Annotated in this window: 22 protein-coding genes; 7 read left to right on the top strand and 15 right to left on the bottom strand. The window is 35.4% G+C overall.

Translation table 11 applies throughout. The annotated features are described in order from the left end of the window. Positions 1-14: 14 nt before the first annotated feature. Both ACH3PA_RS15575 and ACH3PA_RS15570 read left to right on the top strand, forming a co-directional pair. A complete protein-coding gene (locus ACH3PA_RS15575; RefSeq protein ID WP_416441999.1) occupies positions 15-1,061 on the top strand; it encodes a toll/interleukin-1 receptor domain-containing protein in 1,047 nt (348 codons plus the stop codon). A 152-nt stretch (positions 1,062-1,213) separates the two neighbouring features. Next, positions 1,214-2,452 (top strand): TIR domain-containing protein, encoded by a 1,239-nt coding sequence (locus tag ACH3PA_RS15570; RefSeq protein WP_416441997.1) that lies wholly within the window; start codon positions 1,214-1,216, stop codon positions 2,450-2,452. Between the two features lie 153 nt (positions 2,453-2,605). On the opposite strand, the gene ACH3PA_RS15565 is transcribed toward ACH3PA_RS15570, so the two are convergent. The 4 genes from ACH3PA_RS15565 to ACH3PA_RS15550 all read right to left on the bottom strand — a co-directional run bounded on the left by ACH3PA_RS15565 (position 2,606) and on the right by ACH3PA_RS15550 (position 7,087). Then, a complete protein-coding gene (locus ACH3PA_RS15565; RefSeq protein ID WP_416441995.1) occupies positions 2,606-4,333 on the bottom strand; it encodes a UvrD-helicase domain-containing protein in 1,728 nt (575 codons plus the stop codon). Between the two features lie 6 nt (positions 4,334-4,339). Further along, positions 4,340-6,235: an ATP-dependent nuclease gene (locus tag ACH3PA_RS15560; RefSeq protein ID WP_416441993.1), complete on the bottom strand. Its 1,896-nt coding sequence runs from the start codon at positions 6,233-6,235 to the stop codon at positions 4,340-4,342. 311 nt (positions 6,236-6,546) lie between these two features. Next, a complete protein-coding gene (locus ACH3PA_RS15555; RefSeq protein ID WP_416441991.1) occupies positions 6,547-6,843 on the bottom strand; it encodes a type II toxin-antitoxin system RelE/ParE family toxin in 297 nt (98 codons plus the stop codon). Beyond that, the gene (locus ACH3PA_RS15550; protein ID WP_416441989.1) at positions 6,830-7,087 is read right to left on the bottom strand and encodes a type II toxin-antitoxin system ParD family antitoxin; all 258 of its coding nucleotides are present in this window, start codon (positions 7,085-7,087) and stop codon (positions 6,830-6,832) included. The genes ACH3PA_RS15555 and ACH3PA_RS15550 overlap by 14 nt, the downstream gene beginning before the upstream one ends. Before the next feature lie 381 nt (positions 7,088-7,468). Here ACH3PA_RS15550 and ACH3PA_RS15545 point away from each other — a divergent pair, with 381 nt between their 5' ends. After that, positions 7,469-8,026: a DUF4494 domain-containing protein gene (locus ACH3PA_RS15545; RefSeq protein WP_416441987.1), complete on the top strand. Its 558-nt coding sequence runs from the start codon at positions 7,469-7,471 to the stop codon at positions 8,024-8,026. Between the two features lie 214 nt (positions 8,027-8,240). Next, positions 8,241-8,888 (top strand): thiamine phosphate synthase, encoded by a 648-nt coding sequence (locus ACH3PA_RS15540; protein ID WP_416441985.1) that lies wholly within the window; start codon positions 8,241-8,243, stop codon positions 8,886-8,888. Between the two features lie 75 nt (positions 8,889-8,963). Here ACH3PA_RS15540 and ACH3PA_RS15535 read toward each other — a convergent pair whose 3' ends face one another. From ACH3PA_RS15535 to ACH3PA_RS15485, 11 genes are all read right to left on the bottom strand, one after another. Beyond that, positions 8,964-9,095, bottom strand: a complete 132-nt coding sequence (locus tag ACH3PA_RS15535; protein ID WP_416441983.1) for a hypothetical protein — start codon at positions 9,093-9,095, stop codon at positions 8,964-8,966. 479 nt (positions 9,096-9,574) lie between these two features. Continuing rightward, a complete protein-coding gene (locus ACH3PA_RS15530) occupies positions 9,575-10,117 on the bottom strand; it encodes a 2'-5' RNA ligase family protein (RefSeq protein ID WP_416441981.1) in 543 nt (180 codons plus the stop codon). A gap of 136 nt (positions 10,118-10,253) precedes the next feature. After that, positions 10,254-11,741, bottom strand: a complete 1,488-nt coding sequence (locus ACH3PA_RS15525) for a fibrinogen-like YCDxxxxGGGW domain-containing protein (protein ID WP_416441979.1) — start codon at positions 11,739-11,741, stop codon at positions 10,254-10,256. Between the two features lie 24 nt (positions 11,742-11,765). Beyond that, entirely contained in the window at positions 11,766-15,410 is a 3,645-nt protein-coding gene (locus ACH3PA_RS15520) for a beta strand repeat-containing protein (RefSeq protein WP_416441977.1), read from the bottom strand. Between the two features lie 42 nt (positions 15,411-15,452). Further along, the gene (locus ACH3PA_RS15515) at positions 15,453-15,968 is read right to left on the bottom strand and encodes a T9SS type A sorting domain-containing protein (RefSeq protein WP_416441975.1); all 516 of its coding nucleotides are present in this window, start codon (positions 15,966-15,968) and stop codon (positions 15,453-15,455) included. A gap of 387 nt (positions 15,969-16,355) precedes the next feature. Continuing rightward, positions 16,356-17,093, bottom strand: coding sequence for an SDR family oxidoreductase (locus tag ACH3PA_RS15510; protein WP_416441973.1), 738 nt, complete (start codon positions 17,091-17,093; stop codon positions 16,356-16,358). A 69-nt stretch (positions 17,094-17,162) separates the two neighbouring features. Continuing rightward, positions 17,163-18,059: a helix-turn-helix domain-containing protein gene (locus tag ACH3PA_RS15505; protein ID WP_416441971.1), complete on the bottom strand. Its 897-nt coding sequence runs from the start codon at positions 18,057-18,059 to the stop codon at positions 17,163-17,165. Between the two features lie 182 nt (positions 18,060-18,241). Then, the gene (locus ACH3PA_RS15500) at positions 18,242-18,973 is read right to left on the bottom strand and encodes an SDR family oxidoreductase (RefSeq protein ID WP_416441969.1); all 732 of its coding nucleotides are present in this window, start codon (positions 18,971-18,973) and stop codon (positions 18,242-18,244) included. Positions 18,974-19,046: 73 nt separating this feature from the next. Continuing rightward, positions 19,047-19,610 (bottom strand): TetR/AcrR family transcriptional regulator, encoded by a 564-nt coding sequence (locus ACH3PA_RS15495; RefSeq protein ID WP_416441967.1) that lies wholly within the window; start codon positions 19,608-19,610, stop codon positions 19,047-19,049. Between the two features lie 114 nt (positions 19,611-19,724). Next, complete coding sequence (gene rpiA / locus ACH3PA_RS15490; RefSeq protein WP_416441965.1) at positions 19,725-20,423, bottom strand: ribose 5-phosphate isomerase A; 699 nt, start codon at positions 20,421-20,423, stop codon at positions 19,725-19,727. A gap of 307 nt (positions 20,424-20,730) precedes the next feature. Beyond that, a complete protein-coding gene (locus tag ACH3PA_RS15485; protein ID WP_416441963.1) occupies positions 20,731-21,048 on the bottom strand; it encodes a hypothetical protein in 318 nt (105 codons plus the stop codon). Between the two features lie 383 nt (positions 21,049-21,431). Here ACH3PA_RS15485 and hxlB point away from each other — a divergent pair, with 383 nt between their 5' ends. The 3 genes from hxlB (at position 21,432) to ACH3PA_RS15470 (ending at position 23,708) form a co-directional block, all read left to right on the top strand. Beyond that, entirely contained in the window at positions 21,432-22,007 is a 576-nt protein-coding gene (gene hxlB / locus ACH3PA_RS15480) for a 6-phospho-3-hexuloisomerase (RefSeq protein ID WP_416441961.1), read from the top strand. Between the two features lie 31 nt (positions 22,008-22,038). Further along, on the top strand, positions 22,039-22,683 hold the full coding sequence (hxlA, locus tag ACH3PA_RS15475) for a 3-hexulose-6-phosphate synthase (protein ID WP_416441959.1): 645 nt from the start codon (positions 22,039-22,041) through the stop codon (positions 22,681-22,683). Between the two features lie 155 nt (positions 22,684-22,838). Then, on the top strand, positions 22,839-23,708 hold the full coding sequence (locus ACH3PA_RS15470) for a sugar phosphate isomerase/epimerase family protein (RefSeq protein WP_416441957.1): 870 nt from the start codon (positions 22,839-22,841) through the stop codon (positions 23,706-23,708). Positions 23,709-23,778 lie beyond the last annotated feature (70 nt).

The following is a 23,778-nucleotide window of genomic DNA, read 5'->3' as shown; positions in this document are numbered from 1 at the left end:
TTGTCTTGATAATCATGGCGTCTTCTAAAAAAATATTCATCAGCTATTCCCGTGCAAATCTGGGTTATGTGACTCAGCTTGTAAAAGTATTGCGTAATAAAGGGATCGAGGTATGGTTTGATCAACATATAGAAGGCGGCGATGTGTGGGATAATGAACTCGAGCATCAGCTTAAAAATGCAGATGTAATTATCTGGGTGTTGTCTAAAGCTTCTGTAGCTTCAGAAAATGTAGCTAATGAGATAAGTTATGCAGAAAGTCTCAATAAAAAGGTCATTCCCATAAAGATAGAAAACTGCGATATGCGCATGCGCTGGGCGCGAAAACAATACATCAACTTTATAGGCAGCCATTCTGAAGAAGGTTTAAAACAACTAATTCACGATATTGATAAAGAAGATGAACCGGGAGAAAAACCGCCTAAACCACCATATAAACCCTATCCACCGTTTAAAAAATCATCTGGTACACCGGTTTTAAAAATACTGCTCATAACAGGTGGTGCGATCTCCTTGATTTTTGTGTTTTTTATAATTGTATTTGCAGCCCTTGGCTCTATAGATACTCCGGTTGATCCCGATCCTGTAGATCCCGTGGAGTATGATCAATCTGGTTTTACAAATACAGATCCAGATGATTATAATGATACAGATTACTCAAACGTAGACACACCGGCGATAACGCCTGCAAGCACAACAGAACCTATACAGAGCAATTATACAGATCCTGTTGCGAGTTACACACCTACAGACCGTGAGAAACTGTATGGTTATGTATATTCTGGCACGTATGCAGACCAGATCAATCTGGGCTGGGTTTTATACGCTCAGTTGTATTATGGCAACATTAGCACCGCTTTTTTTAATACAGATTATAATACCGTACCGGCTATTGGCACTTATGTAACTTCTACACAATCTACATCTGTTTACAATGCTGTGCCCACACCGTACCAGGCAGCAACTGTGCTTAGTAATATGCCGGCGAGCAAAGTGGGAGTAGTGGTTAATTTTTACATTACAGATACAGAAATGTGGCTTTATCTGGCTTATGCACGGTAATTAGCAAAGAATTTCTGTTTTATAAGTGGAATAAAATCTAAAATATCCTGCTTAAAGAGCCAAAATAACAGCATTAAAATCCCCTAAAATAGAGGTGAAATCACCCTTAAACCGCTAATAATCAGAATGTATATTTACATAAAGGCATCGTTATGGGCAAAAATCTATTTATAAGCTATTCACGGGCAGACATAGATTATGTAAAACGGCTGGTAGATATTTTGCGCGATAAGGGCTTTAATATTTGGTTTGATGCTAACATACGTTCCGGCCAACACTGGGACCAGACCATACAACAGGAAATCACTAAATCTGATATTCTAATTATCATACTGTCAGTCAATTCGGTGGCATCTAATAATGTGATGGATGAAGCTTCGTATGCCATGAGCAAAGACAAGACCATCATCCCCGTGCGTATAGATAACTGTGAGGCGCCCATGCGGCTGGCCAGATTTCAGCACATAGATCTGTCTAAAGATTTTAAAGCAGGAGTAGAGCGGCTGGTCTCAGATATTAATTACGATAGCGGAAATACAAATACCGCTTTCGCGAAAGCTAAACCTGTTACAGCATATACAAATGAGATAAAACCAGATAACAAACTCAAAAAAATACTGCTCATTGCGATTCCCGTAATTCTAATTGTGGGCGGAATTTTCTGGTATGCCGGAAAAGGAAATGGTCCCGTAAACAAAATAAAAGCGGAAGAAGCCATACCGGTAGCGGTAGATTCTACAATCGCCGAAACTCCTGTAAAGGAAGAACCCACAAAACCAACTGAAGGTACTGGCACAGAAACTGAACCACCAGATGATAAAGAACCGGTTAATCCCGGTGGTTTTACTAAACCCACATTAAAAAATCCTGCTTTTAAAAATGCCCACATAGCAACACTTAGTAGTGAGGCTCTGTCAAAAGTCACCAATTCTAAAAGCATAATCATAAACGGCCAGATCTGGTCTGCAAATGACATCAATCTTGAGAATTCGCTGTCTGTATGCTATAACAATGATTGTAAGAATGGGCGTTTATATACATTAAGAGGTGCAGCGCTGGCATGTAAATCGCTGGGCGATGGCTGGCGGTTGCCCACAGATGCCGACTGGCAAAAACTTGTACGCAGTCATGGCGCAGATTTTAACGAACTTACAGTTGGCGGAAATTCACAGTTTAATGCGACCTTATCTGGTAAGCGCATTTATAACACAGATAATTTCTATTTCTACGATCTTGGTTCTGTGGGTTATTACTGGAGCGGTACGGCAGATAAAAAATCTAAAGGAAACGCATTTGTCTATATCTTTAGAATACGAGACGGCCAGAAAGCTGTTTTACGTGATACAAGCCCTATAAATGATTATATGTCGTGCAGATGTATAAAAGACTAGAATGGAGCAAAAGTGGAGAACAGAATAAAACTGGAGAAACAGAGGTTGTAAAATATTCTATTTTACATAATATAAATTATAGTGCAAATATGATAAATGAGTCAAACGGCGAGAGGCCAAGGACAACATTGAGATTCTATTTTAGATAATAACTTAACAGGAAATGAAGTCAATATCTTCACCAAGAATTTCTTTAACTTCATCATTAGTATATTTTGAATTAGGAACTCCAATAACCATTAAATCAATTGGTCTAGACATTGCTACATATATCATCCTTTTCTTTTCATTTGGAAATATAGCTGGTGTTGAATAATCGGATAATGAAATACTTTGACCTTTGCTAGTAGAACTTAAAATCATTAAAACAGAGTCAAAGGTTTTTCCTTTTACCTGATGAATAGTTGAAACAGGAACTACTAAACCATTATCCTTAAAATCAAACAAATCAGAAACACTTGTCTTATATTGCTTTAGCCATTGGCCTTTTTTTATGTCAAAATCTATATCATCGTCAAGTAGAAACATCTTTTTTAGATAAGCGCCACACAATTTAGACCAGTCTTCTAGAGTATTATTGAAACTAGGAACTCCTTTCAGAACTTCTATTATTAATGCATTGTATTCAGAATTGCTTTTTAATTCTAACACTCTTTCTTTTGAATCGAATTGATTTACGTTGGGGTTTTCAATTACAGGAACCACACTGCGTAAAATATTTACAGCACTTTTAATTTCATTATTTTTATAGCAAATTACAGCTCTAACCAAATAATTAGGGATTGAATTTTTCCATGGATAAACCTTGCCATTTCCTGCTCCTGTAATTAATTTCTGCATAGATTGACCACGCACTACGACTTGACAAGTATTATAATCTTCAGTTAATTCAATATATTTTTCGACACATTTAATTTCTTGACCATCATCGTACCTCAAAACACAAATATTCTTTTCAATATCTATATTTGCTGTTGAATTAACTTTCTTTTCATGGCTTAAACGTAATTTTTGATAAGCATTAATAATATTTTGAGATGAACGTCTACAACTCATTAACTCAAGACAATTCCAATTTTTTGTGTCTTTATACTTTGCATAAAATAAGTCTGGTCTTGCATCTCTAAACTCATACAGACTTTGATAAGGGTCGCCAATAAATTCAATGTTTTTTAGTCCCATTTCAATTAATTTATCAAAAATTGCATGTTGTATTTCAGAAGTGTCTTGAGCCTCATCAATAACCATAAAAGGAAACCTCTTAATTAACCACTCTCCTATTCTAGGAAAACTATTTAAAATTTGAAGTGCAAAATATTCTGAATCAGATGATTTTAAAAAACCAAGAGCTAATTGCTGGGTTTTAACAGCATTGCAATAATTAAAATATGTTTGTGAGCCATCTCCTCCAATAGTAGAATAAGTTGTTCCGTCAATTCTATATTCAATTGAACTTGGTTTATATGAATAAAGATATTTCCAGTGTTTTTTTAGTTGATAACTATTACTCAAAATCTCGTCTATTATGTTTCCTTCATCAATAATCTGTACTTTGCTCAAAGCTGGTTTAATTAAGTGAATAAAAGGTCTTGTTATAAAGGAGTATACAAAGCTATCAATTGTTGACACATCATTTGGAAAACCAAGTAACTTCCCTGTAAAGGATTTATATTTTTCATTGATTTCATCTTTTGCAACATTTGTAAATGACAAACATATGATACCAGCATATTCGCCAAAATCTCTATTGCACTCTTCTATTAATTGTTTTAGTTTATAGGCAATTGTAGTTGTTTTACCACTTCCTGGACAAGCGTTTAACATTACCTTCCCTCTTGCTTTTAAATACTCTTCTCGTTCTAGGCTATTCTCAAATTCCATTTACTATTATTTTAAATGATTAACTCCATTTTCGATATAGTATGGAACGATAAAATTCTTCTTTGCTTCTTCAAGGTTATCTAAAATATGTTGTGCAAAATCTTGTGCGAATTCTGATTTTGTAGGCAATGCTTTCCACATTAAAATAGGGATTCTTTGTTTTTGATTAGCATCAATATCATTACCTTTTATGGCATCAACATAAGCTTTAATTTTTTTGAATTCATTTGGTAAATTGTCTTCAATATATTTTACTAAAAAGTTGTTATAGAAATCCAACTTATTATTGGGGACATTGTCAGACGCTAATTGAAACTCTAATGTTTTTATTGCTGTATGCATTTCAATATTAGCAATTCCATTACTTACGGAAGTAATATTTTTCAGACGATTTGATTCATAAGGAGCTATTAATAGTTTATGGAAATCTTCTAAATTATTGTCTTCAAATAACACATCAAAGGGATAATTCTTTGATTCTTTTTTACATCTATCATCATCGGTAATTATTGTAACTTTCTTATCTAATCTTTTATCTTTATTAACAGAATTAAATAGATATAAGTAAGGGTAAAAAGAAATTCCCTCAATATTAACTAACTCAATTCTATAATCTTCTAATTGAAATCCTAGAACTTGTACAAAAGCATCTATTAATAATTCTTCAGAAATGCCTTCAACCAACAATATTCCTCTTGCATAAAATAGTTGAGATTTTGTTACATCAATATACCTAATAAGTTGCTTTCTTCTCTTTTTAATAGCATCTTCATCAAGTGTAATATGAGGTTTAGTAACATCTTCAATAATATTTTCTAATATTCTATCATTATAACAATCTATAATTCTAGTTGCTCTATTATTTAGATGTATTAAATTTTCAAATAATGCTTTTGATGTTAACGTTGGAGAATGGGTAGTTATAAAAAGTTGACTGTTTTTAGGAGCATTCGTCTCTTTTAAGAAATTAAATAAATTTAATTGCAACTGTGGATGTAAATGTGCTTCTGGTTCTTCAATTAACAATGAGAAATGCGATAATTTATCAACACTCAATCTATCTTTAATATCTCCTAATACTGTTGCTATATAAATAAGATTATTAAAGCCTAAACTATTTTGCCAAAGGTTAAATCCACTATTGGTATTTAATGTATTCTTGTCATGAGGTAAAAAAGGCTTAATAGCATTTACTATATATTCAATTTTGGCCTGATTCATTATTAGACCAATTTTATTTTCTTGTCCACTTTTAAAAATTTGTTCAAGATTTGTATTTACGCTATCTCTGGTTAACAAAACTTCATCTCTCTTTAATAAATCTTGATTTGCTTTACTAACTATTTCCTCAATCTCTTCATTTTTTCCTGCTCTTGTAACTATACGTTTTATTACTTTTCCAAGTATATTATTTCTAGTATTTAATAAATCTTTTGTACTGTCTCTTAATGCTCCAAGGTAGTAATGTTGAAACAATTCAAAAGTTTTATAGTCAGCTTTTTGTGACCCTCCAATTCCTGTAGAATAGCTAAATGATGGATACTTATCTTCTCTTCTTTCATACACAATTGTAATAGTTGCATAATCATCATCAGGAGTTTTTCCTAACATCAAATATTCATAAAAGGCTCCTTTTTGTTCATTCGATAAATCACTAAAAGTATATGTAATTTCTATTGTTTCAGAAGTGGTTTTTGCTCCTAAATCTTCAAAGAAATCTTCGTTGGAGATATAAATATCTCTTTTTGCATCTGCAACGTTATATAGTATGCGTATAGCGTCAATTAAGGCGGATTTACAACTCCCATTTTCGCCAATTATCATATTTATACTTGAATCAAAATCTGCTTCAAGGCTTTTAATCCCACGAAAATTGTGGATTTCTATTTTTGATAAATACATATTTTCAATTTTCTGTATGCTTTATGCTTTGGAATTACAAAAGTCACATTGCTGTTAAGTAGCTACAAGGGAGAGTTTAAATATACTATTTTTAATAAGTTACACTTTACGGTATCCCGTAATCCATTGGAAATTAATACAAAAAAAAGTCAATATCTAACTTTCTACTTCCCTCCTATTTTTTAGTTTCAGCTTGTTTTATAGCAACGAAACCTCCTGAAAAATCGACTTAAAGCATGAAAAAACCGCCTAAAACTGGCGACTTTCAGACGTTTATTCAAAAAATAAATGGAGTTTTGAGAAGGTAGCTATTAAAAAATCAGATGGCTCTCATAATCCATTCGTTGACTCAATACACGAATTATAAATATTCCTTCTGCCAGTGGTAGATAAAATACAGTGTGAGCTTGATATGTGAATCTTTTTAGATCATCTATAAACATTGATGCATCTCTGCCCAAATTAGGGTTTTCAGCAAGAACCTGAAAAACATCGTGCATGCCTAAAAAATACTTTTGTGTCTGTAGCAGTCCAAATTTATAGATTCCAAATTCGTACATCTCGGCTAAATCAATTTCTGCTTTGCGGGAGAGTTTATAAACGCCCATCTTCTTGCATACGCGCTTCAACTTCTTTCATGATTTCAAGCAACGACTTGGTACCCGCGCCACTTGCAAGCCCTTCATCAAGCTTACTTTTAAGTGCAAGAAATTTAGCATGATTAGCCTGATCCTGACGTACCAGATTTCGCAAGTACTCACTGTCGTTAGTGAATTCACCAGCTTCTATTTGTGCTTTTATCCATTTATCCTGCTTTTCGGTAAAGGTTACCGTTTTACGTACTGTGCTCATAATTCTATCATCATACTATTGGTGTAATTTAATGATTATAGAAGATAATTACTCAAACTTTTAAATGTATTTTCTAAAAGTAACCCCGCTTCTCTCTCCCTTAGTTAATCGTCCTTATTATTTTCCAAACAAATACAATCAACTAAAAATCAGCATAAACCATATAAAAATCGCCAAAAACAGGCGATTTTTCGGGATTAATTGATATTCATATTTTATAAATAACTATTCGACCAAATAACATTTCTTTCACGTAGCACCCTAACTCCCTCACTTAAAAGCTCTAAAAAATGAGCTTCTAAATTGTGAATATCTATCTATTTTTAGGAGGTTTTCGCCCAGAGCTAAATCCTATTTTTGAATTCTTAAAAATGAAAAGATATGAGTGCAACGTGGTATGAATGCAAAATAAAATACAGAAAATTTGACGAAGCGTCTGGTAAGCAAAAGGTAAAAACCGAACCTTTTTTAGTAGATGCTGTTTCTTATACTGAGGCCGAAAGCAGAATAACTGAAGAAATGGCCGCTTATTTAATGGAAGGTGAAGAAATTAAGATCACTAATATCAAAGTGGCTAATTATGCTGAGATTCATCCTTTTGAGAATTGTGATCGCTGGTTTAAATCTAAGGTTGCGTTAATCGCTTTTGACGAAGAAAGCGGTAAAGAGCGCAAAACAAATATTTATCTTCTGGTGCAGGCCAACGATGTAAAAGAAGCTTTTGAGCATACGGTGAGCACGATGGAAGATACAATGGGAGAATACAGCATCCCGGCTGTTTCTGAGTCTCCTATTATGGATGTGTTTCCTTATTTCACAGGTGAGGAAGATGATGCAGAGCGTGTAGAAGAATTTACAAGACTTAAGGATTCTGTTCCTGCTTCTAATGAAGAAAATGAAGAGTTGGCCATGGCAGATTCTCTTACAGAAGCTGAATAATATTTTTGATTAAAGGAAGGTTTTTGAGCGCCAGCGAGAAGTCGCACGTGTAGCTATTGATCAAATAATTATCAATACCAGAGTCACTTGTGTGATTTCTCAGTCGCTGAAAAGGCTTCTATTAAATGACAATTTATTGTTGTTTTAATGCGCTGTGCTTTCAGTATGAGTATCTTTAACAAGAATCTGTTTACCAAATTATTAAAATCAAGATATGATCATCCCAAAATTACATTATATATCTCAGGGAAATACTCAGGAAGAGCATTTGGCAAATATTCAGAATGCCTGTACTTCCGGTATTGAATTGGTGCGGTTAGGTTTGCAGAATGCATCAGAAAATGAGATGTCACAACTAGCTCAAGAAGCTATTAAGATCACATCTCATTTTCAAACACGGTTGATAATTTGCGATGATTATAAGTTGGCTAAAGAGATCAAAGCAGACGGCGTACATTTAAATAACCAGCCGCTCTCCCCTACTTTAATCAGAGCAAAGTTATATCCCTGGCAAATAATTGGCGCTACCGCTAATACACTTCAGGATTGTGAAGCAGTACTTGCTGCAGAGGTTGATTATATAAGTCTGGGGCCTTATAAAGCTGATAAAGCCACCACAGAGAATAAAAGTTGTGTTTTAGGTCTTAATGGTTACACACTAATCACAGAAGCTTTAAATACAAAAACGCATATCCTCGCTTTTGGCGAAATAACCACAAACGAAGTAAGCGATCTTTTAAAAGCCGGAGTTTCCGGGATTGTGCTTTCTAGCGAAATCACACGTGATTTTAATGCGATAAGAAGTTATAACGAACTTCTAAACGCATCTGTTACTGAAGAACAGCGTCATACTTTTGAATAGCTTAAAAAATATATTTTAGACTTTCGCTATTGCGAAAAAATAAGGAGCCAATATTTTCGGATATATATCAGCTTTTTAGAAAAGTCTTCTTTTTACCTTTTTAAGATTGGGCACAAACTCCTGCTTAAATGAGCGCTTGTTCTTTACCCAGTCGTAGGTGTAATATGCCATTTGTGCTAATGTTATTAATCTAAGTAGTTTTTTCATGATGTTAGTTTTACACAATATATCAATGAAATAAATACGTATTATCAATATTAATATTCTTTAACTTTAGATAGTTAAAACCTCCTGAAATTTTACATTTTCCAACATGAAAAAATGGTTTATATTCAGGAAAAATCGGTCTAAAAGCATTAAAAAACCGCTTGTTTTAAGCGGTTTTTTAGCATCAACTAAATGGTAATTAAGAATTATAAATGTTTCTTTTTAGTGACCTCTGCTGAGATTTACTTTATGTTTCATTTACATATGTAAAACTATTAATTAGAGGTAGCGAGTTGTATTTCTTTCGCCAAGATGCAATTTTCTGTAGGTGAGTTGACAGAAATTGTACGTGAATAAACAGGAGCTTTATTTTATTCTGAATTTTTAATGGCGATTAGGTTTAGATATCTAAATGTGCTAGAAATCGGCATAAAAGCATCAAAAAACTCTTATTTAGGCTGGGTTTTTCGGAACTCCATTCACTCACCAAGAGGAATATGATATTCCCAATCCCAGGTTTCGTGTTGATGTCTGGAAACCAACGTTAATCTATTTACTTCCAGTTGTCTTATATATTCGGTTTTCGAAAAATAAGTTAAACTGTCATGAAGCATTTTTATTCCGCTGGTTTTTGAAATTGTAATATGTGGCGTAGCCGGAATTTTTATTGAAGTAAGTTTTCTATGTAGATCTCTAATCCACAGGATTTTTATAAGTGTATGAATGTGTTTAACTTCTTTATTTGTAGCTACTTTTAGTAGTAACACGTTAGCATTATTTTCAAAGATGTCAAAACCCTGAATTTCTAATCTAAATTTTGCTATGCTTGATAATTGGTTAAAAGCTCTGATCATAATATTTTCCTGCCGCGTGTCCATTTCAAATGCAGCAAGTGTAATATGGGGTTTTGATCTTACGAGTGGTTGTTTACCAAATAAGGTTTCAAATTTTTGCTTAAACTGATCAATTTCCTCAAAAATTAGGTCGTTAGGAACAATTCGTAAATTATAGATTTTAACCATTCAGAAAGTTGCTTGATCAATACTAAATTTAAGCAATACAATCTGGCATAAGATAATTTATACGTAAATCTTTAGCGATAAAATCGGCTCAAAAGCATTAAAAAACCGCCAATTTTAGGCGGTTTTCGGTCATTGGCTATTTTTTTTTACCTGATCCAGGTAGAAAACCACGCATCTGCATTGTTTGCTGTTCTGCCAAGGCCCAAATCTGCAAACCAATGTACGCCCTCGGCATAATTACTTGAGTGGTACATTTTAGGCCACCCCGCTGCAGCGCCGGGGCAGCAATATGCCCAGAGCCAGGAACCTGAGTCAACCACAAAAGTAGATGAAGCTCCATTTGCCCAGGTTGCAGCACCATTAACATCTGTTGCATCACTTTGTAATGCGCCAATGGCCAGTGGTGATGTTGAAGTTGTTTTATTGCATAAGACACCGAAGATGCTCCTGACCTTAACTGCACATCTTTACAAAGTTTAGCTAATTCTATAACGGTTGTTCTGGGTAAATAACCCAAAACATCAGGGGATGTAACTACGCTTACTTGAGGCGCTGCAATATTTCCCGCTCCTACATTTAATAACATCCAGCCACCGCCATCTGTGGTCATATCTGCGTAAACCTGAAAAGGTATACCCTCGTTTAGATTTGAATTACTAATCCAATACACACCATCAGGAGCTAATGGAAAATTCTGTTTTATTTGATAAGCACTTATGCCTGCGGTTTCCTGAGTTAAACCGTTTAACTCATATAAAATATTACTCCCGTTAGCAGATAAACCTTTGCCAGATCCTATGGCCCCGTTTTTATTTATCTGTTCATTAGCTGAAATAGAGAGTTGACCATTTTTATTGATTGTTTTTAATTTAGGTATAGGTAAAGCGCTAATTGTATTTGCTGTGTCGCTTTCATAACTGTATAAATCTAAAACTTCTGTTGCCGTTAATGCAGTTTTCCATAATCTTAATTCATCAGCCTCACCGTTAAAAAGTGTACCTACAGGCCAGTCCATAAATCCACGACCTAAAGCTAATCCTGAATTCATTATTCTAAAAGTGCCCGTTTCTGTGTTAGCACCTATTTGTACTCCATCTTTATAAACTTTTCTGCCTGTGATCTTATTCCAGACAAATATGTATTGATGCCAAATATCATCACTATTTGCACCGCCCGAAGCACTGTTAAATACGGCATTGCAGCTATTAAATTGAATATTGTCACCTAATCTGGCAATTGCCCCGTAACGTCCTCCCCCACAACTTACCATTTCGCCATAGCTAATGAGATCCTGAGTTGCTGTAGATGCAGATTTAGCCCAAAGACTAATAGTAAAATCATCTGTATTATTAACAAATTGAGAAAGCATGGAATCGCCAAAATAAATCCAGTCGCCATCACCATCAAAACTATAGGCTGAATCGTCGTTGCCAAATCTATCTGCGGTTAGAACAGGGTTTCCTGTAATAACACCATTATAGCTGTTACCGCTACTGTCATCAGCATTGCCAGAAAAAGGGTAATAGGCAATAAGTTGATCTCCTTGGGGCAACACCTGGCTATAAGCGGGAACACTCCAATTTATGAGGAATAGCAGAAATAATATAGTTATTTTTTGAATCATGTTTAATTTGATCTAAGACTATAATTAATAATAAAAATCAAATTGAATTCTGTCACTCTCGCTCAATGTGTAATTTCCATTGTTAGCAGGTACATAGGTTAAGGTCTTTGCACTAACACTATAAGCCGAATTACTTATTCGTATACCGTTGACATACATTTTTACCTTGCTGTTTACAGATGGTGTTTGCGTTAAAGTAAAAGTTGTTTGCGAGGCTGTTGCAGAAAACTCATCTGCTACTTCTCTTACCGGTGTAGCCCCGGAAGAAATACTTCCGTCTGCCATTAAATATTCCGTTGAAGTTCCGCCAGATTTTACAAAAGAAGTAGCTGTAACAGTTCCGCCTGAGGTAATTGCTCCTTTGGTATTAACGAGAGTAATGGCGGAATTTCCTAATTGAATGGTGTTGCTTGCTGGAGATATGGCCTGATAACCAATGGCCGTTGAATTATTTTGATCATTTGTTGAAACATTTGCTCCAGTGCCAATTATTGTATTTCCTGAACCACTGGAAATAGTACTTCCAGATGATTTACCTACACCCACATTCCCACTACCTGTGGTATTGATCAAAGATTGATTTCCTATTGAGGTATTTGAAGTGCCTGTTATTAAGGCCATCATAGACTCTGCACCTACAGAGGTATTACCACTTCCAGTTGTTAAGCCGGGTAGATTATTATAACCCACACTCGTATTATTGTCAAAACCGGTTCCTGTATAGCTTCTCATAGCACCATTACCAAAAGCTGAATTTCTTGAACCTGTACCTGATCCTAATGCAGAACTACCTACTGCGGTATTTTCACCGTTATTACCAATACCTCTGCCTATTCTAATGCTATTTACAGTAATATCATTGCTAAATGTTTTACCTCCGGCAATTGTCTGGTTAGTAGTTAAGTCTACGAAAGTGCCGCTTGTAGCTGTACTTACAGCATTATCAACAAAGGCCGTTGTTGCTATTTGAGTTGTTTTAGTACCTGATGCAGCTGTAGGTGCCAGCGGAGTTCCGGTTAAAGTAGGCGAAGCCAAATTTGCTTTTAGATCAATCGCAGTTTGCGTAGCGGTGGAAACAGGTTTATCAGCATCGCTGGTATTGTCTGCATTTCCCAAGCCTACCATAGTTTTGGTAATCCCTGAAACAGTTCCGGTGAATGTTGGTGAAGCGATATCTGCTTTTAAAGCTAAATTGGTATTTGTCGCATAACTACTTAGATCCTGATCACCGGTGTTTGTTCCTGAAATGGCAGCTAATTTAGTTTTCTCAGCGGTGGAATAATCTTCTGTAGACAGACCTTTTCCGGTTACTTTGTCAACTTTTAGATCGATCGCTGTTTGAGTTGCTGTTGAAACAGGTTTATCAGCATCGCTTGTATTGTCTACATTTCCCAAGCCTACCATTCCTTTGGTAATCCCTGAAACAGTTCCTGTGAATGTTGGTGAAGCAATATTTGCCTTTAAAGCTAAATTAGTATTTGTAGCATAACTGCTGAGATCCTGATCACCGGTGTTGGTTCCTGAAATGGCAGCTAATTTAGTTTTCTCTGCGGTGGAATAATCCTCTGTAGAAAGACCTTTGCCGGTTACTTTGTCAACTTTTAGATCGATCGCTGTTTGAGTTGCTGTTGAAACAGGCTTATCATTATCGCTGGTATTATCAACATTTCCCAAGCCTACCATAGTTTTGGTAATCCCGGAAACAGTTCCAGTAAAAGTCGGCGAAGCTAAATCTGCCTTTAAAGCTAAATTGGTTTTTGTCGCATAACTGCTTAGATCCTGATCACCGGTGTTGGTTCCTGAAATTGCACCTAGTTTAGTTTTTTCAGCTGTGGAATAATCTTCTGTTGAAAGACCTTTTCCGGTTACTTTGTCGACCTTGAGATCAATAGCTGTCTGAGTCGCTGTTGAAATTGGTTTGTCCGCATCGCTTGTATTGTCTGCATTTCCCAAGCCTACCATAGTTTTGGTAATCCCTGAAACAGTTCCTGTGAATGTTGGCGAAGCTAAATCTGCCTTTAAAGCTAAATTGGTATTTGTCGCATAACTGCTTAGATCCTGATCACCGGTGTTGGTTCCGGAAATCGCAGCTAGTTTAGTTTTCTCAGCTGTTGAATAATCTTCTGTAGACAGACCTTTTCCGGTTACTTTATCCACTTTTAGATCAAGCGCTGTTTGAGTTGCTGTTGAAACAGGTTTATCAGCATCGCTGGTATTGTCTGCATTTGCCAAGCCTACCATTGCTTTGGTAATCCCTGAAACAGTTCCTGTAAATGTTGGTGAAGCAATATCTGCCTTTAAAGCTAAATTTGTATTTGTCACATAACTGCTTAGATCCTGATCACCGGTGTTGGTTCCGGAAATCGCAGCTAGTTTAGTTTTCTCAGCAGTGGAATAATCTTCTGTTGAAAGCCCTTTTCCGGTTACTTTGTCAACTTTTAGATCGATCGCTGTTTGAGTTGCTGTTGAAACAGGCTTATCATTATCGCTGGTATTATCAACATTTCCCAAGCCTACCATAGTTTTGGTAATCCCTGAAACAGTTCCTGTGAATGTTGGCGATGCGATATCTGCTTTTAAGTCCAAGTTCGTCTTTGTCGCATAACTGCTTAGATCCTGATCGCCGGTATTTGTTCCTGAAATTGCAGCTAATTTAGTTTTCTCAGCGGTGGAATAATCTTCTGTTGAAAGCCCCTTTCCGGTTACTTTGTCAACTTTTAGATCGATCGCTGTTTGAGTTGCTGTTGAAATTGGTTTATCAGCATCGCTGGTATTATCTGCATTTCCCAAGCCTACCATAGTTTTGGTAATCCCTGAGACAATTCCTGTGAATGTTGGCGAAGCAATATTTGCCTTTAAATCTAAATTAGTATTTGTCGCATAATTGCTTAGATCCTGATCTCCGGAGTTTGTTCCTGAAATTGCAGCTAGTTTAGTTTTTTCAGCGGTTGAATAATCTTCTGTTGAAAGCCCTTTTCCGATTTCTTTGTCAACTTTTAGATTTAATCCTGCCAGCGTAAGAGCCGAATTTTCATCAACATATTTCTTTACAGATCGTACGCTGGGATATTTTATATCTGATGCAGCGTCAAGGATGAGATCTGTGCTTTTATTAGAAGTGTCTTCCTTAAGAGCATCTGCATCTTCCCGCGTATTCATTTCAATAAGCAAACTGCTTTCCAATTCACTTTCTGCTGTGGTAGCCCGTGTTATCTCACTATCTATAGCATCTGCATTATCCCATATTATTTGTGAATAATCAGTGGCTTCCGGCTGCGGAATGTAAGTTAATTCCTGTTCACTTAAGGGTTTGAAGTTTGAATTAGAACCGGTAAAATCTATCTCTACCTTTACTTTTTTAGAAAGTCCATTCCAGTTAATGTCTTCAAAATCGGTAGAACTTATTTGTATACCTTGACCTATATATAAATTTATCATTCCATAAGCATCAGTAGCTGTTTCGTGATATTCTTTATATTCTGCAGTACTTTGATCATTAATAATTGTAAAACGAATAGTTATCTCTTTATCGCTAAACAGATCATTTTGAGAACCTGAATCTGCCTCCGGATTTAAAATAACTGCCTGATAGCTAATGCCCGGTGTTTGAGAAAATCCCGCAAGGGCACAACAGAAAAAGAAAAAGGATAGGAGTAATGTTTTTTTCATTGGGAGTGATTTGGGTGAATGCCTTGATTTAATCGTGGAGCTTTATTGTTTTATTATTTTTGAAATAAACTGCATATTGTTTGTTAGCGCTTTTATGATGTACTCACCAGATGGTAGTTGATCCAGCTGCAGTTCTACCTTTTCTTTTGATTGAAACAGTTTAGATAAAATTTGTACGCCCATCATATTGTAAACCACTACATCAATGGTACTTTCTATTTCTTCCTCAAATTCTAAAAAAACCGATGACTTAAAGGGATTGGGATATACATCTACTATTAAACTGGTAGGTACATTTACATCAACAATTTTGCTTAAAATATTGGGTTGAATGAAACCTTGCCTTATATCATAGGGAATAGCTGTGTAGGTCCCGATAGCTGACTGGCCAATTACTTGCTGCACCAAATATGTGTTACCATTAGCTTCAATTTTTGCTGAAGCCCCGCTAATGCTGGTTGTAGATCGCAGTAAATAATTATTTTGAGCAAATACTTTTGACTGCAGACTACAGCAAAAGAAGATTAATGCACATAAGTGTAGATTTCTTATTTTCATAGTTGGGCTACTATTAATTCCATTCTCAACTTCCTTTAAACAGAAGCAATAGAATCATAAAGCGCGCAAAATAAGCAAAAAACGCATATAATCGATTAAAAAACGCATTTTATCGAATAATTATTTGAGTAGCTCAATAAATTTATAATACATAATCTCACAAAAGTATAAAAGCAAAATAGGCATAAGTATAAGAAAGTTAAATATTAAAACACATTAGGATTATAACTGCGAGGTGAATACTGCCTGAATTACTTGAAAGAAAATTCTTATTAATTATAATATAAAATACTTTGGCTATATAAATATTACAGCGGAATATAAAAATCGATTAAAAAGCATAAAAAACCGCCTGTTATAGGCGGTTTTTTGATGACTAATTTAAATTTACCACGGACTCACATGTGGTTCTTCTTCGATCTCGTGACTAAAATAGGTTCCATTTGCACCATCTTCTGCGGGATCAATATGATCATATAAAAACCTAGCCGAATCTTCTACTTTAAATGGGCCGCCGTGGTTATTAAAATCTGTAGCGGTATAACCGGGATCAATTACATTCACTTTAAAATTTTGATCCTTTAGCTCATAAGCCAATACGATAGTATAGGCATTAAGCGCTGATTTTGAAGGTCCGTATGCTGCACTTTTCACATCATAATGTGACCATTCAGGATCAGAATGTAAAGTAAGTGATCCCAAGCCAGAAGTAATATTGCTTATTCTGGGACTATCAGATTTTTTCAGAAGTTCAAGAAATGCCTGGGAAACATTAATCACCCCAAAGAAGTTAGTATCAAAAACATCTCTTACAGTTTGTGAAGATACGCTAACCGCTTTTTGATCCATTCCGCCTAGTATTCCTGCATTATTCACCAGAATATCCAGTTTTCCAAATTTCTCTTTAACTGCTCTTGCAGCAGATTCTATAGAGTTCTTGTCTGTTACATCTATTTGTACCAGTTGTACATTTTCTAAGCCTTCACGCCTCAGTTTTTCAACTGCAGCCACTCCCCTTTCTTGGGTTCGGCTCCCTAAGAATACATAGTAATCATTTTTGAGCATTATTTTGGCCAATTCAAAACCTAAGCTTTTATTGGCTCCTGTTATCAATACTGATCTCATAATCGTTGTTTTTAATTTTAAACAAAGATAAAATGAGGCAGCAGTGCATGTATTGAAGACTTTCAGGAATTACTGGTACATTTTCCGGATATGCTTTTTGTAAGCTAAAGGCGTAAATGTGGTATGCCGCTTAAAAAAACGGTTAAAATAGGAAGCATCGTCAAAACCTAAACTGTAAGCGATCTCTTTCATAGAATCTTCAGTAAAATAAATAAGTCGCTTAGCTTCAAGTACAATACGCTCCTGTATATGCGCAATTGCAGATTTACCGCTTTGCTGCTTTATCGTATCACCCAGATAACCTGCAGAGATATTTAGCTGCTCTGCATACTGCGAAACTTCATGTTGTACACGAAATTTCTCACCAACAAGATCTAGAAAATCTGATAGTAATAACGACTCTGGCTGATCTTTAATATTCTCAAATTGCTCTGCATACAATCTGCTACAGTAAATTAAAAAAATGCTCACGTAAGACAATAACATACTGTGTTGCCACTGGCTCTCATTTTGATATTCAGCATAGATATTATCAAGGGTTTCTAATAGAAATTGATAATCTGTCTCTTTAAGATCTAAAACATGCCCCCGATGAGGGTTCTGCAAAATAGGCAGATCTTTTAGTGTATTTAAGCTATCTAGCGAAAGAAACTCTTTCGTGATATTCATGTTATAAACATGCAAAGCACAACTTTCTTCCTTTAATTGTACTTGTGAGGGATCTGTAAAATAGAGTTTTCTGGACTGAATGTCATAAGGTTTCATATCGATCCAGTGCCTGCTAAAGTCTCTGACATCTAATATAAAAGCAAAGAAGAAGTAATCTTTTCTATGCGGTATCAAAAAGTCTGAAGACACATAGTTTTGTATAGAATCATTTTTATAGATACTAAAAACGCTGTTTCCGGTTTCAGTATCCATTTTTAAAGGGTAATGGGCAATCTTGTTTCCCAGTTTATAGTCCATTTTCTTACGTTCTCTTATAATCTGAAAATATTCATAATTTATCAGTAAAGAAAATTAGGGATTTTTTACCGCAAGGGAAGAAACCTAACAATTAAATTTCTTCCCTCTTAGTAAAGAATATTAATAAAGTGTGCCAGTAATTCTGCCTGAAGCGTGATTATTGAGATACACTTCAAACTCCTTTAAGCAAGTTCTGCTGTAATGATATTATCAGAGAAACTTTGATATGCACTTTCAAATTGCTTAGCCATATCATCTGGAAATAAATGGAAATCCCCAGTCTCCAGCGCATGCACTATACCTTCTGAAACTACAGATGGTGCAGAAGCATCGTCAAAGCCAGCTTCTCTACCCATATCAGTTGCAATAGGACCAGGATGAACGCTAAGAACAGCTACTCCTTTTGCTCCCAGATCTGCCTTGATGCCTTGAGTTAAGGAATAAGATGCTGCTTTTGATGCTGAATACAATGAAAGGGATTGAAAGTTCTTAATTGATGCAACAGAGTTTAATTGAACTAAAGCTCCCTTGTTTTTCTCAAGAATTTCTGCGAAAGCATTAGCAACGCGAAGCAAACCAAATACATTTACATCAAGTTGACGTTTTAAACTTTCTTCTACATCTGCACCTATAGTTGCCAAAGGCATGGCCACACCTGCATTATTTACTAGAATATCAACATCCTTAGCTTGTTGTGCTAAGTTTGTGATAGAATTAGCGTCAGAAAGATCCGCTTTTAGGGTAACTACCTTATCTCCGTACTTTTCTTCAAGTTCGTGAGCAGAAGCAGTATCACGAACTGCTAAATATACTTTAGCTGCACCGTGCTCAATAAAAGAGTGTACAATAGCTTTGCCTATACCTCTATTTGCACCGGTAACCAGTGCGACTTTATTCTTAATTGAAATACTCATATTTATTTATTATTAATGTTTCTAATTGATTGTTATATATCTAAGCAAATGCTTAGTTTAGGTGTAAAAAATTTTAGAGGTTAATAAAAGCTGTTTCTAGATAATCATCGATCTGCTCACGATCTAGAAATCTGGAACCCACGGAGAGACCAAGCATAGCGGTCATTAAAAAATTAGCTTCTCTTTCAACTGTTTCTTTAGATTTACCGGCGTCCTGGCTTAAATTCTTTACAAAAAGCACCCTTAGATCTTGTGTAAATTTTTTCATTTCTGCCATTAGGTCTTGTTCTGCTTTCTCGCCCATCTCACTCATCGTGTTACAGACCAGGCAACCTTTATGTGCATCTTTATACTTTGTGAATTTTAAAAAATTATAAAAGAATTCTTTGATGCCTTCAACGCCGTTTTCAGATTCTTTTAATGTATTTCTAATTGAGTTTAACTGCTTTCTGTACAGTTTTATGCTTTCTACAAAAACACCATGCTTACTGCCGAAACTAGCGTAGATCGAGAACTGGTTAATGCCCATCTCTTTTTCTAACATACGAATGGAGGTGGTCTCATAACCATTTTGCCAGAAAAGGTTCATTGCCTTTTCTATGACTTCCTCCTCGTTATATTGTTTACATCTGGCCATAACTTCAAATTCCGAAACAAAACTAAGCAATAGCTTAGATATAAATTTATCTTTAACTAAACTTTAAATTGTAACGATTGTTTCAGGTTAGAATAACATAATAATTTCCCACTGTTAAGGCTCAACAATGGTGACATCATATCCCTGAAATAATCCTGTTTCTATGATGCCCGTTATGCTTTTAAGTTCCTTTTCTAAGGTTTTTTCGATTTCGCGGAAGCGAACATCAAGTATAAAATTTCCGGTCTCGGTAATTATGGGTCCGTCCTTTTTTAAAGCCATACGCAATTCAATTTCATTTGCACCTAAAGAGATAAGTTGATTACGCACATAATTAATAGCATCAGGATAGATCTCTACCGGCACGGGAAAATTAATGCCTAGCTTTTGCACGATCTTACTTTTATCTATAATTATATAGTTTTTGGTACTTGAAACCAGCATCAGCTTTTCGCGAAACATTGCTCCTCCTCTGCCCTTAATAAGATTGTTTTGTGGGTCTACTTCATCTGCGCCATCAAAGTACCAATCTGGTTTGTCTTGTTTTAAAGTCGTAATGCGCAACCCAAGCGCCGCGCAGGCAAGTTCGATCTCAAATGAAGTGGGAATTACTTTAATATCGAGTTTTTTATCGCTAACCTTTTCAGCTATATGAGTGAGTGACACAAATACAGTTGAGCCAGAACCTACACCTATGGTTTGCCCGTTTTGAACATACGTAGCAATTTTTGCAGCAACGATCTCTTTTTCCGCCTTATTTTTAATCTCGCTGCCCCATTTAAAATTCTTGACAATACTGTTTTCCCATTTCATTATTTACTGCTTATTTCCTGTTTTAGATAATAGATATATTCTTCTAACGGACTAAAATATCATTAAAAAATTCCTCTTGCTTTTAAAACACCGTTTTTCTTTTCATTAAATAAGTCCTTTAAACTTTCACCATCTTTCCCCTCATAAATATCCTTTTTCACTTTTATAACTTCATCTGATATATATTTTTGATGAAAGTAATATTTACCATTTTCACTTAGAGAAATATATAAAAGTGCATAATCATAATTCTCAAAAGCTGGTCTTCCGTAATGATTGTAAACATTAAATGTTACAGTATCTTGACCTAAATCATTAAAACATTTTGAATTATAACATATTTTGCCTTAAATGCATAATCCATCACATAATTTTGACGAACTATAGTATCACCGGTAATAGAGTCTAAAATTTTGATTTTGTTATTTAAGTTGGGATCAAACTCTGTAAGGCTTATTTTCCTGCCAACAAAAGCATACAGGTTTACCGTATTATTCTGGTCATTAAAGTTGGTTTCTGGTTTTAGGTTTTGTGCCTGGCAAGATATACAGAATATGAATATTGCTAATATCACAAGATTCTTATAGCAATCATTTTTGTAAATATTCAATACTATAGTGAACATGCTGTGACAGTGTTAAAAATCGCCCTTTTAACCCATAAAATCGGTTATCGAAGCTTCCGTTTTTTGAGATTATTATATTAATGGATTTAGCTTGTTAAAAATCGGAAGAATATTCTGAAAATCGGTCATTTTAGGGTCAAAACCGTTCAAAAATCAGATTACTTTTTGGGGTTATTTTCAATAAACGAAAACATAATGTACTGTTTTTCAATTATTAATATTATTTATTTTCATTTTGAAATATTTAAGAATTTTAATTCCTGTAATTCAGTATTGTATTTAACACATTTTTTCTGAATTGCCCTATTTATAATAACAATGAGTCAGCGGGCTTTTCGCCATAATTGTTCCGTAATTTTGATTGTAACCAAAGCAAGCAATCAATGACTCAGGCAGAACTTTCAAAACACTTAAAAAAGAATCATGAACTTATTCTTGACGAACAAAGTAAGTTATTGACTCAGATAGATTTTGATGCCGTTTCATTAATTATTCCCTATTTAAAAGAAGCTAAACGCATTTTCGTAACAGGAGCCGGGCGATCTGGACTTGCCATGAAAAGTGCGGCGATGCGATTGATGCATTTTGGTTTTACCGTTTATGTAGTAGGTGAAACTACTTCTCCTGCTATAGAAGAGGGAGATTTACTTATTACTGCTTCAGGTTCAGGAACTACAAGTTCTGTGGTGACGGCATCAGAAAAAGCAAAAAAGGCAGGAGCTAAAGTAGTGAGCTACTCTACTACAACTTCTTCTCCCCTTGCTCAAAATTCTGATCTGGTTGTTATTATTACTGCGGCCCAAAAGCAGGATCATGGTAAAACAATTTCTGCACAATATGCAGGGAGCTTATTTGAACAAGCAATACTATTACTTAGCGATGCCGTTTTTCAAACCTTGTGGGACGAGAAAGGAACTCCCGCAGAAGAACTTTGGAAAAGACACGCTAACCTAGAATAACAAAAATAATTACTAATAAAAAAAGAAAGCTATGACTAAATTACAAGTCGCAATTGACTTATTAACAACAGAAGAAGCACTAGCGCTAACCGCTAAAGTTGCACCGTATATTGATATTATTGAATTAGGTACTCCGTTAATTAAACACGAAGGCCTTGCTGTAGTAACTGCTATGAAAAAAGCTCATCCAGACAAATTGGTTTTTGCCGATTTAAAAACTATGGATGCAGGTGAGTTAGAAGCAGACATCGCTTTTAAAGCAGGTGCAGATTTAGTAACCGTATTAGGTGCTGCCGGTGATGCTACTATAAAAGGTGCAATAAAAGCAGGAAAAGCGCACAATAAAGGTGTGGTAGTAGACACAATTGGTGTTCAGGATCGCGTAAAACGAGCTCAGGAAGTAATCAAATTTGGTGCTGAATTTGTAGAATTACATGCAGGTCTTGATGAGCAATGGGCAGATGGTTATTCTATCCAGGTTTTAATTGATGAGGCTGCTCGTGCTGGTGTACCGGTTTCTATCGCAGGTGGTGTAAATGCAAATAATATTGCAAAAGTTGTAGAATCTGGGGTAGTTGTTGCCGTTGCAGGTGCTGCAATTTATGGCGCAGATGATCCTGCCGCTGCTGCGAAAGAATTACGCGAAGCACTTGAAAATGTAGCTGAAGCTGTATAAATGATAAAATTGATCTGAATTCATTTCAGACAAAAAATCCTTTACAATGGTATTAAAACAGTTGGTTATTTAGCCAGCTGTTTTTTTTTGCAGAAATGGCAATTTCCTTGTTTACATATACTATTTTTAATGAAGTAATAAAAATTAGACAACTTATGAATACAAAATTGATCAGATTATCATTAAAACTGGCTTTTGTAGCCCTTTTTTTAGCCGGCTGCTTTAGTGCCGTAGCGCAAGATAAATTGGGAGGGCTGGCTCTCTACACCGTACGTGATGATATGGGTAAAGACGTTAAAGCTACTCTTAAAGCCGTGGCAGATGCAGGGTATAAGAATATAGAAGCGGCCGGATATGAAGACGGCAAATTCTATGGTATGCAACCTAAAGAGTTTAAAAAAGAATTAAAAAAACTGGGATTAAACCCAATAAGCACGCATCAGGGAACTGTAACGCTTGAAAATGCAGACGCTATGATAGCAGATGTAAAAGCTGCAGGCTTTAAATATTTTGTAATCCCGGTACCTCCTATGGGTTTGTTTACTTATAGCGACACGGGAATGGGCATGAAAGGCGATGCAGAAAATCTGACCAAGATTCTAAATACGCTTGGCGAAAAGTGTAAAAAAGCAGGTTTAAAACTCCTTTATCACAATCATAATTTTGAATTTGAAGAGGATGCAAATGGCAATAAGATTTATGACTATATGTTAGAGCATACAAATCCTGACTATGTAAACTTTCAGATGGATCTTTACTGGGTAACAAAAGCAGATGAAGACCCTATTGCTTACTTTAAAAAATATCCTGGTCGTTTTAAAATGTGGCATGTAAAAGATATGGATGATGAAGGTAGATTTGCACCTGTAGGTAATGGTCATATTGATTTTGCCAGCATTCTTGCTCAAAAAGATATTGCCGGGATGAAGTATTATATGGTAGAACAAGATAAAACCTTTAATATGGAACCGCTTGAAGCCATCAAAGTGAGTCACAAAGGGCTTGAAGAAATAGGGTTTAAATAGTTCATCAGCAAAATTTGTTTTTCGCTTAAGCCTTCTATTAAATAAATCCTAAAGTGTATTTGTACACAAC

The organism is Leeuwenhoekiella sp. A2, assembly GCF_047946655.1.
GTDB lineage: Bacteria > Bacteroidota > Bacteroidia > Flavobacteriales > Flavobacteriaceae > Leeuwenhoekiella.
The sequence above is the reverse complement of the archived record's forward strand: the minus strand, read 5'-3'. Positions and strand labels throughout refer to the sequence as shown.

What these genes read in the sequence shown, in the direction of transcription:
- ACH3PA_RS15575 (WP_416441999.1), top strand. Translation starts at nt 15, where the DNA reads ATGGCGTCTTCTAAAAAAATATTCATCAGCTATTCCCGTGCAAATCTG.
- ACH3PA_RS15570 (WP_416441997.1), top strand. Translation starts at nt 1,214, where the DNA reads ATGGGCAAAAATCTATTTATAAGCTATTCACGGGCAGACATAGATTAT.
- ACH3PA_RS15565 (WP_416441995.1), bottom strand. Translation starts at nt 4,333, where the DNA reads ATGGAATTTGAGAATAGCCTAGAACGAGAAGAGTATTTAAAAGCAAGA.
- ACH3PA_RS15560 (WP_416441993.1), bottom strand. Translation starts at nt 6,235, where the DNA reads ATGTATTTATCAAAAATAGAAATCCACAATTTTCGTGGGATTAAAAGC.
- ACH3PA_RS15555 (WP_416441991.1), bottom strand. Translation starts at nt 6,843, where the DNA reads ATGGGCGTTTATAAACTCTCCCGCAAAGCAGAAATTGATTTAGCCGAG.
- ACH3PA_RS15550 (WP_416441989.1), bottom strand. Translation starts at nt 7,087, where the DNA reads ATGAGCACAGTACGTAAAACGGTAACCTTTACCGAAAAGCAGGATAAA.
- ACH3PA_RS15545 (WP_416441987.1), top strand. Translation starts at nt 7,469, where the DNA reads ATGAGTGCAACGTGGTATGAATGCAAAATAAAATACAGAAAATTTGAC.
- ACH3PA_RS15540 (WP_416441985.1), top strand. Translation starts at nt 8,241, where the DNA reads ATGATCATCCCAAAATTACATTATATATCTCAGGGAAATACTCAGGAA.
- ACH3PA_RS15535 (WP_416441983.1), bottom strand. Translation starts at nt 9,095, where the DNA reads ATGAAAAAACTACTTAGATTAATAACATTAGCACAAATGGCATATTAC.
- ACH3PA_RS15530 (WP_416441981.1), bottom strand. Translation starts at nt 10,117, where the DNA reads ATGGTTAAAATCTATAATTTACGAATTGTTCCTAACGACCTAATTTTT.
- ACH3PA_RS15525 (WP_416441979.1), bottom strand. Translation starts at nt 11,741, where the DNA reads ATGATTCAAAAAATAACTATATTATTTCTGCTATTCCTCATAAATTGG.
- ACH3PA_RS15520 (WP_416441977.1), bottom strand. Translation starts at nt 15,410, where the DNA reads ATGAAAAAAACATTACTCCTATCCTTTTTCTTTTTCTGTTGTGCCCTT.
- ACH3PA_RS15515 (WP_416441975.1), bottom strand. Translation starts at nt 15,968, where the DNA reads ATGAAAATAAGAAATCTACACTTATGTGCATTAATCTTCTTTTGCTGT.
- ACH3PA_RS15510 (WP_416441973.1), bottom strand. Translation starts at nt 17,093, where the DNA reads ATGAGATCAGTATTGATAACAGGAGCCAATAAAAGCTTAGGTTTTGAA.
- ACH3PA_RS15505 (WP_416441971.1), bottom strand. Translation starts at nt 18,059, where the DNA reads ATGGACTATAAACTGGGAAACAAGATTGCCCATTACCCTTTAAAAATG.
- ACH3PA_RS15500 (WP_416441969.1), bottom strand. Translation starts at nt 18,973, where the DNA reads ATGAGTATTTCAATTAAGAATAAAGTCGCACTGGTTACCGGTGCAAAT.
- ACH3PA_RS15495 (WP_416441967.1), bottom strand. Translation starts at nt 19,610, where the DNA reads ATGGCCAGATGTAAACAATATAACGAGGAGGAAGTCATAGAAAAGGCA.
- rpiA (WP_416441965.1), bottom strand. Translation starts at nt 20,423, where the DNA reads ATGAAATGGGAAAACAGTATTGTCAAGAATTTTAAATGGGGCAGCGAG.
- ACH3PA_RS15485 (WP_416441963.1), bottom strand. Translation starts at nt 21,048, where the DNA reads ATGTTCACTATAGTATTGAATATTTACAAAAATGATTGCTATAAGAAT.
- hxlB (WP_416441961.1), top strand. Translation starts at nt 21,432, where the DNA reads ATGACTCAGGCAGAACTTTCAAAACACTTAAAAAAGAATCATGAACTT.
- hxlA (WP_416441959.1), top strand. Translation starts at nt 22,039, where the DNA reads ATGACTAAATTACAAGTCGCAATTGACTTATTAACAACAGAAGAAGCA.
- ACH3PA_RS15470 (WP_416441957.1), top strand. Translation starts at nt 22,839, where the DNA reads ATGAATACAAAATTGATCAGATTATCATTAAAACTGGCTTTTGTAGCC.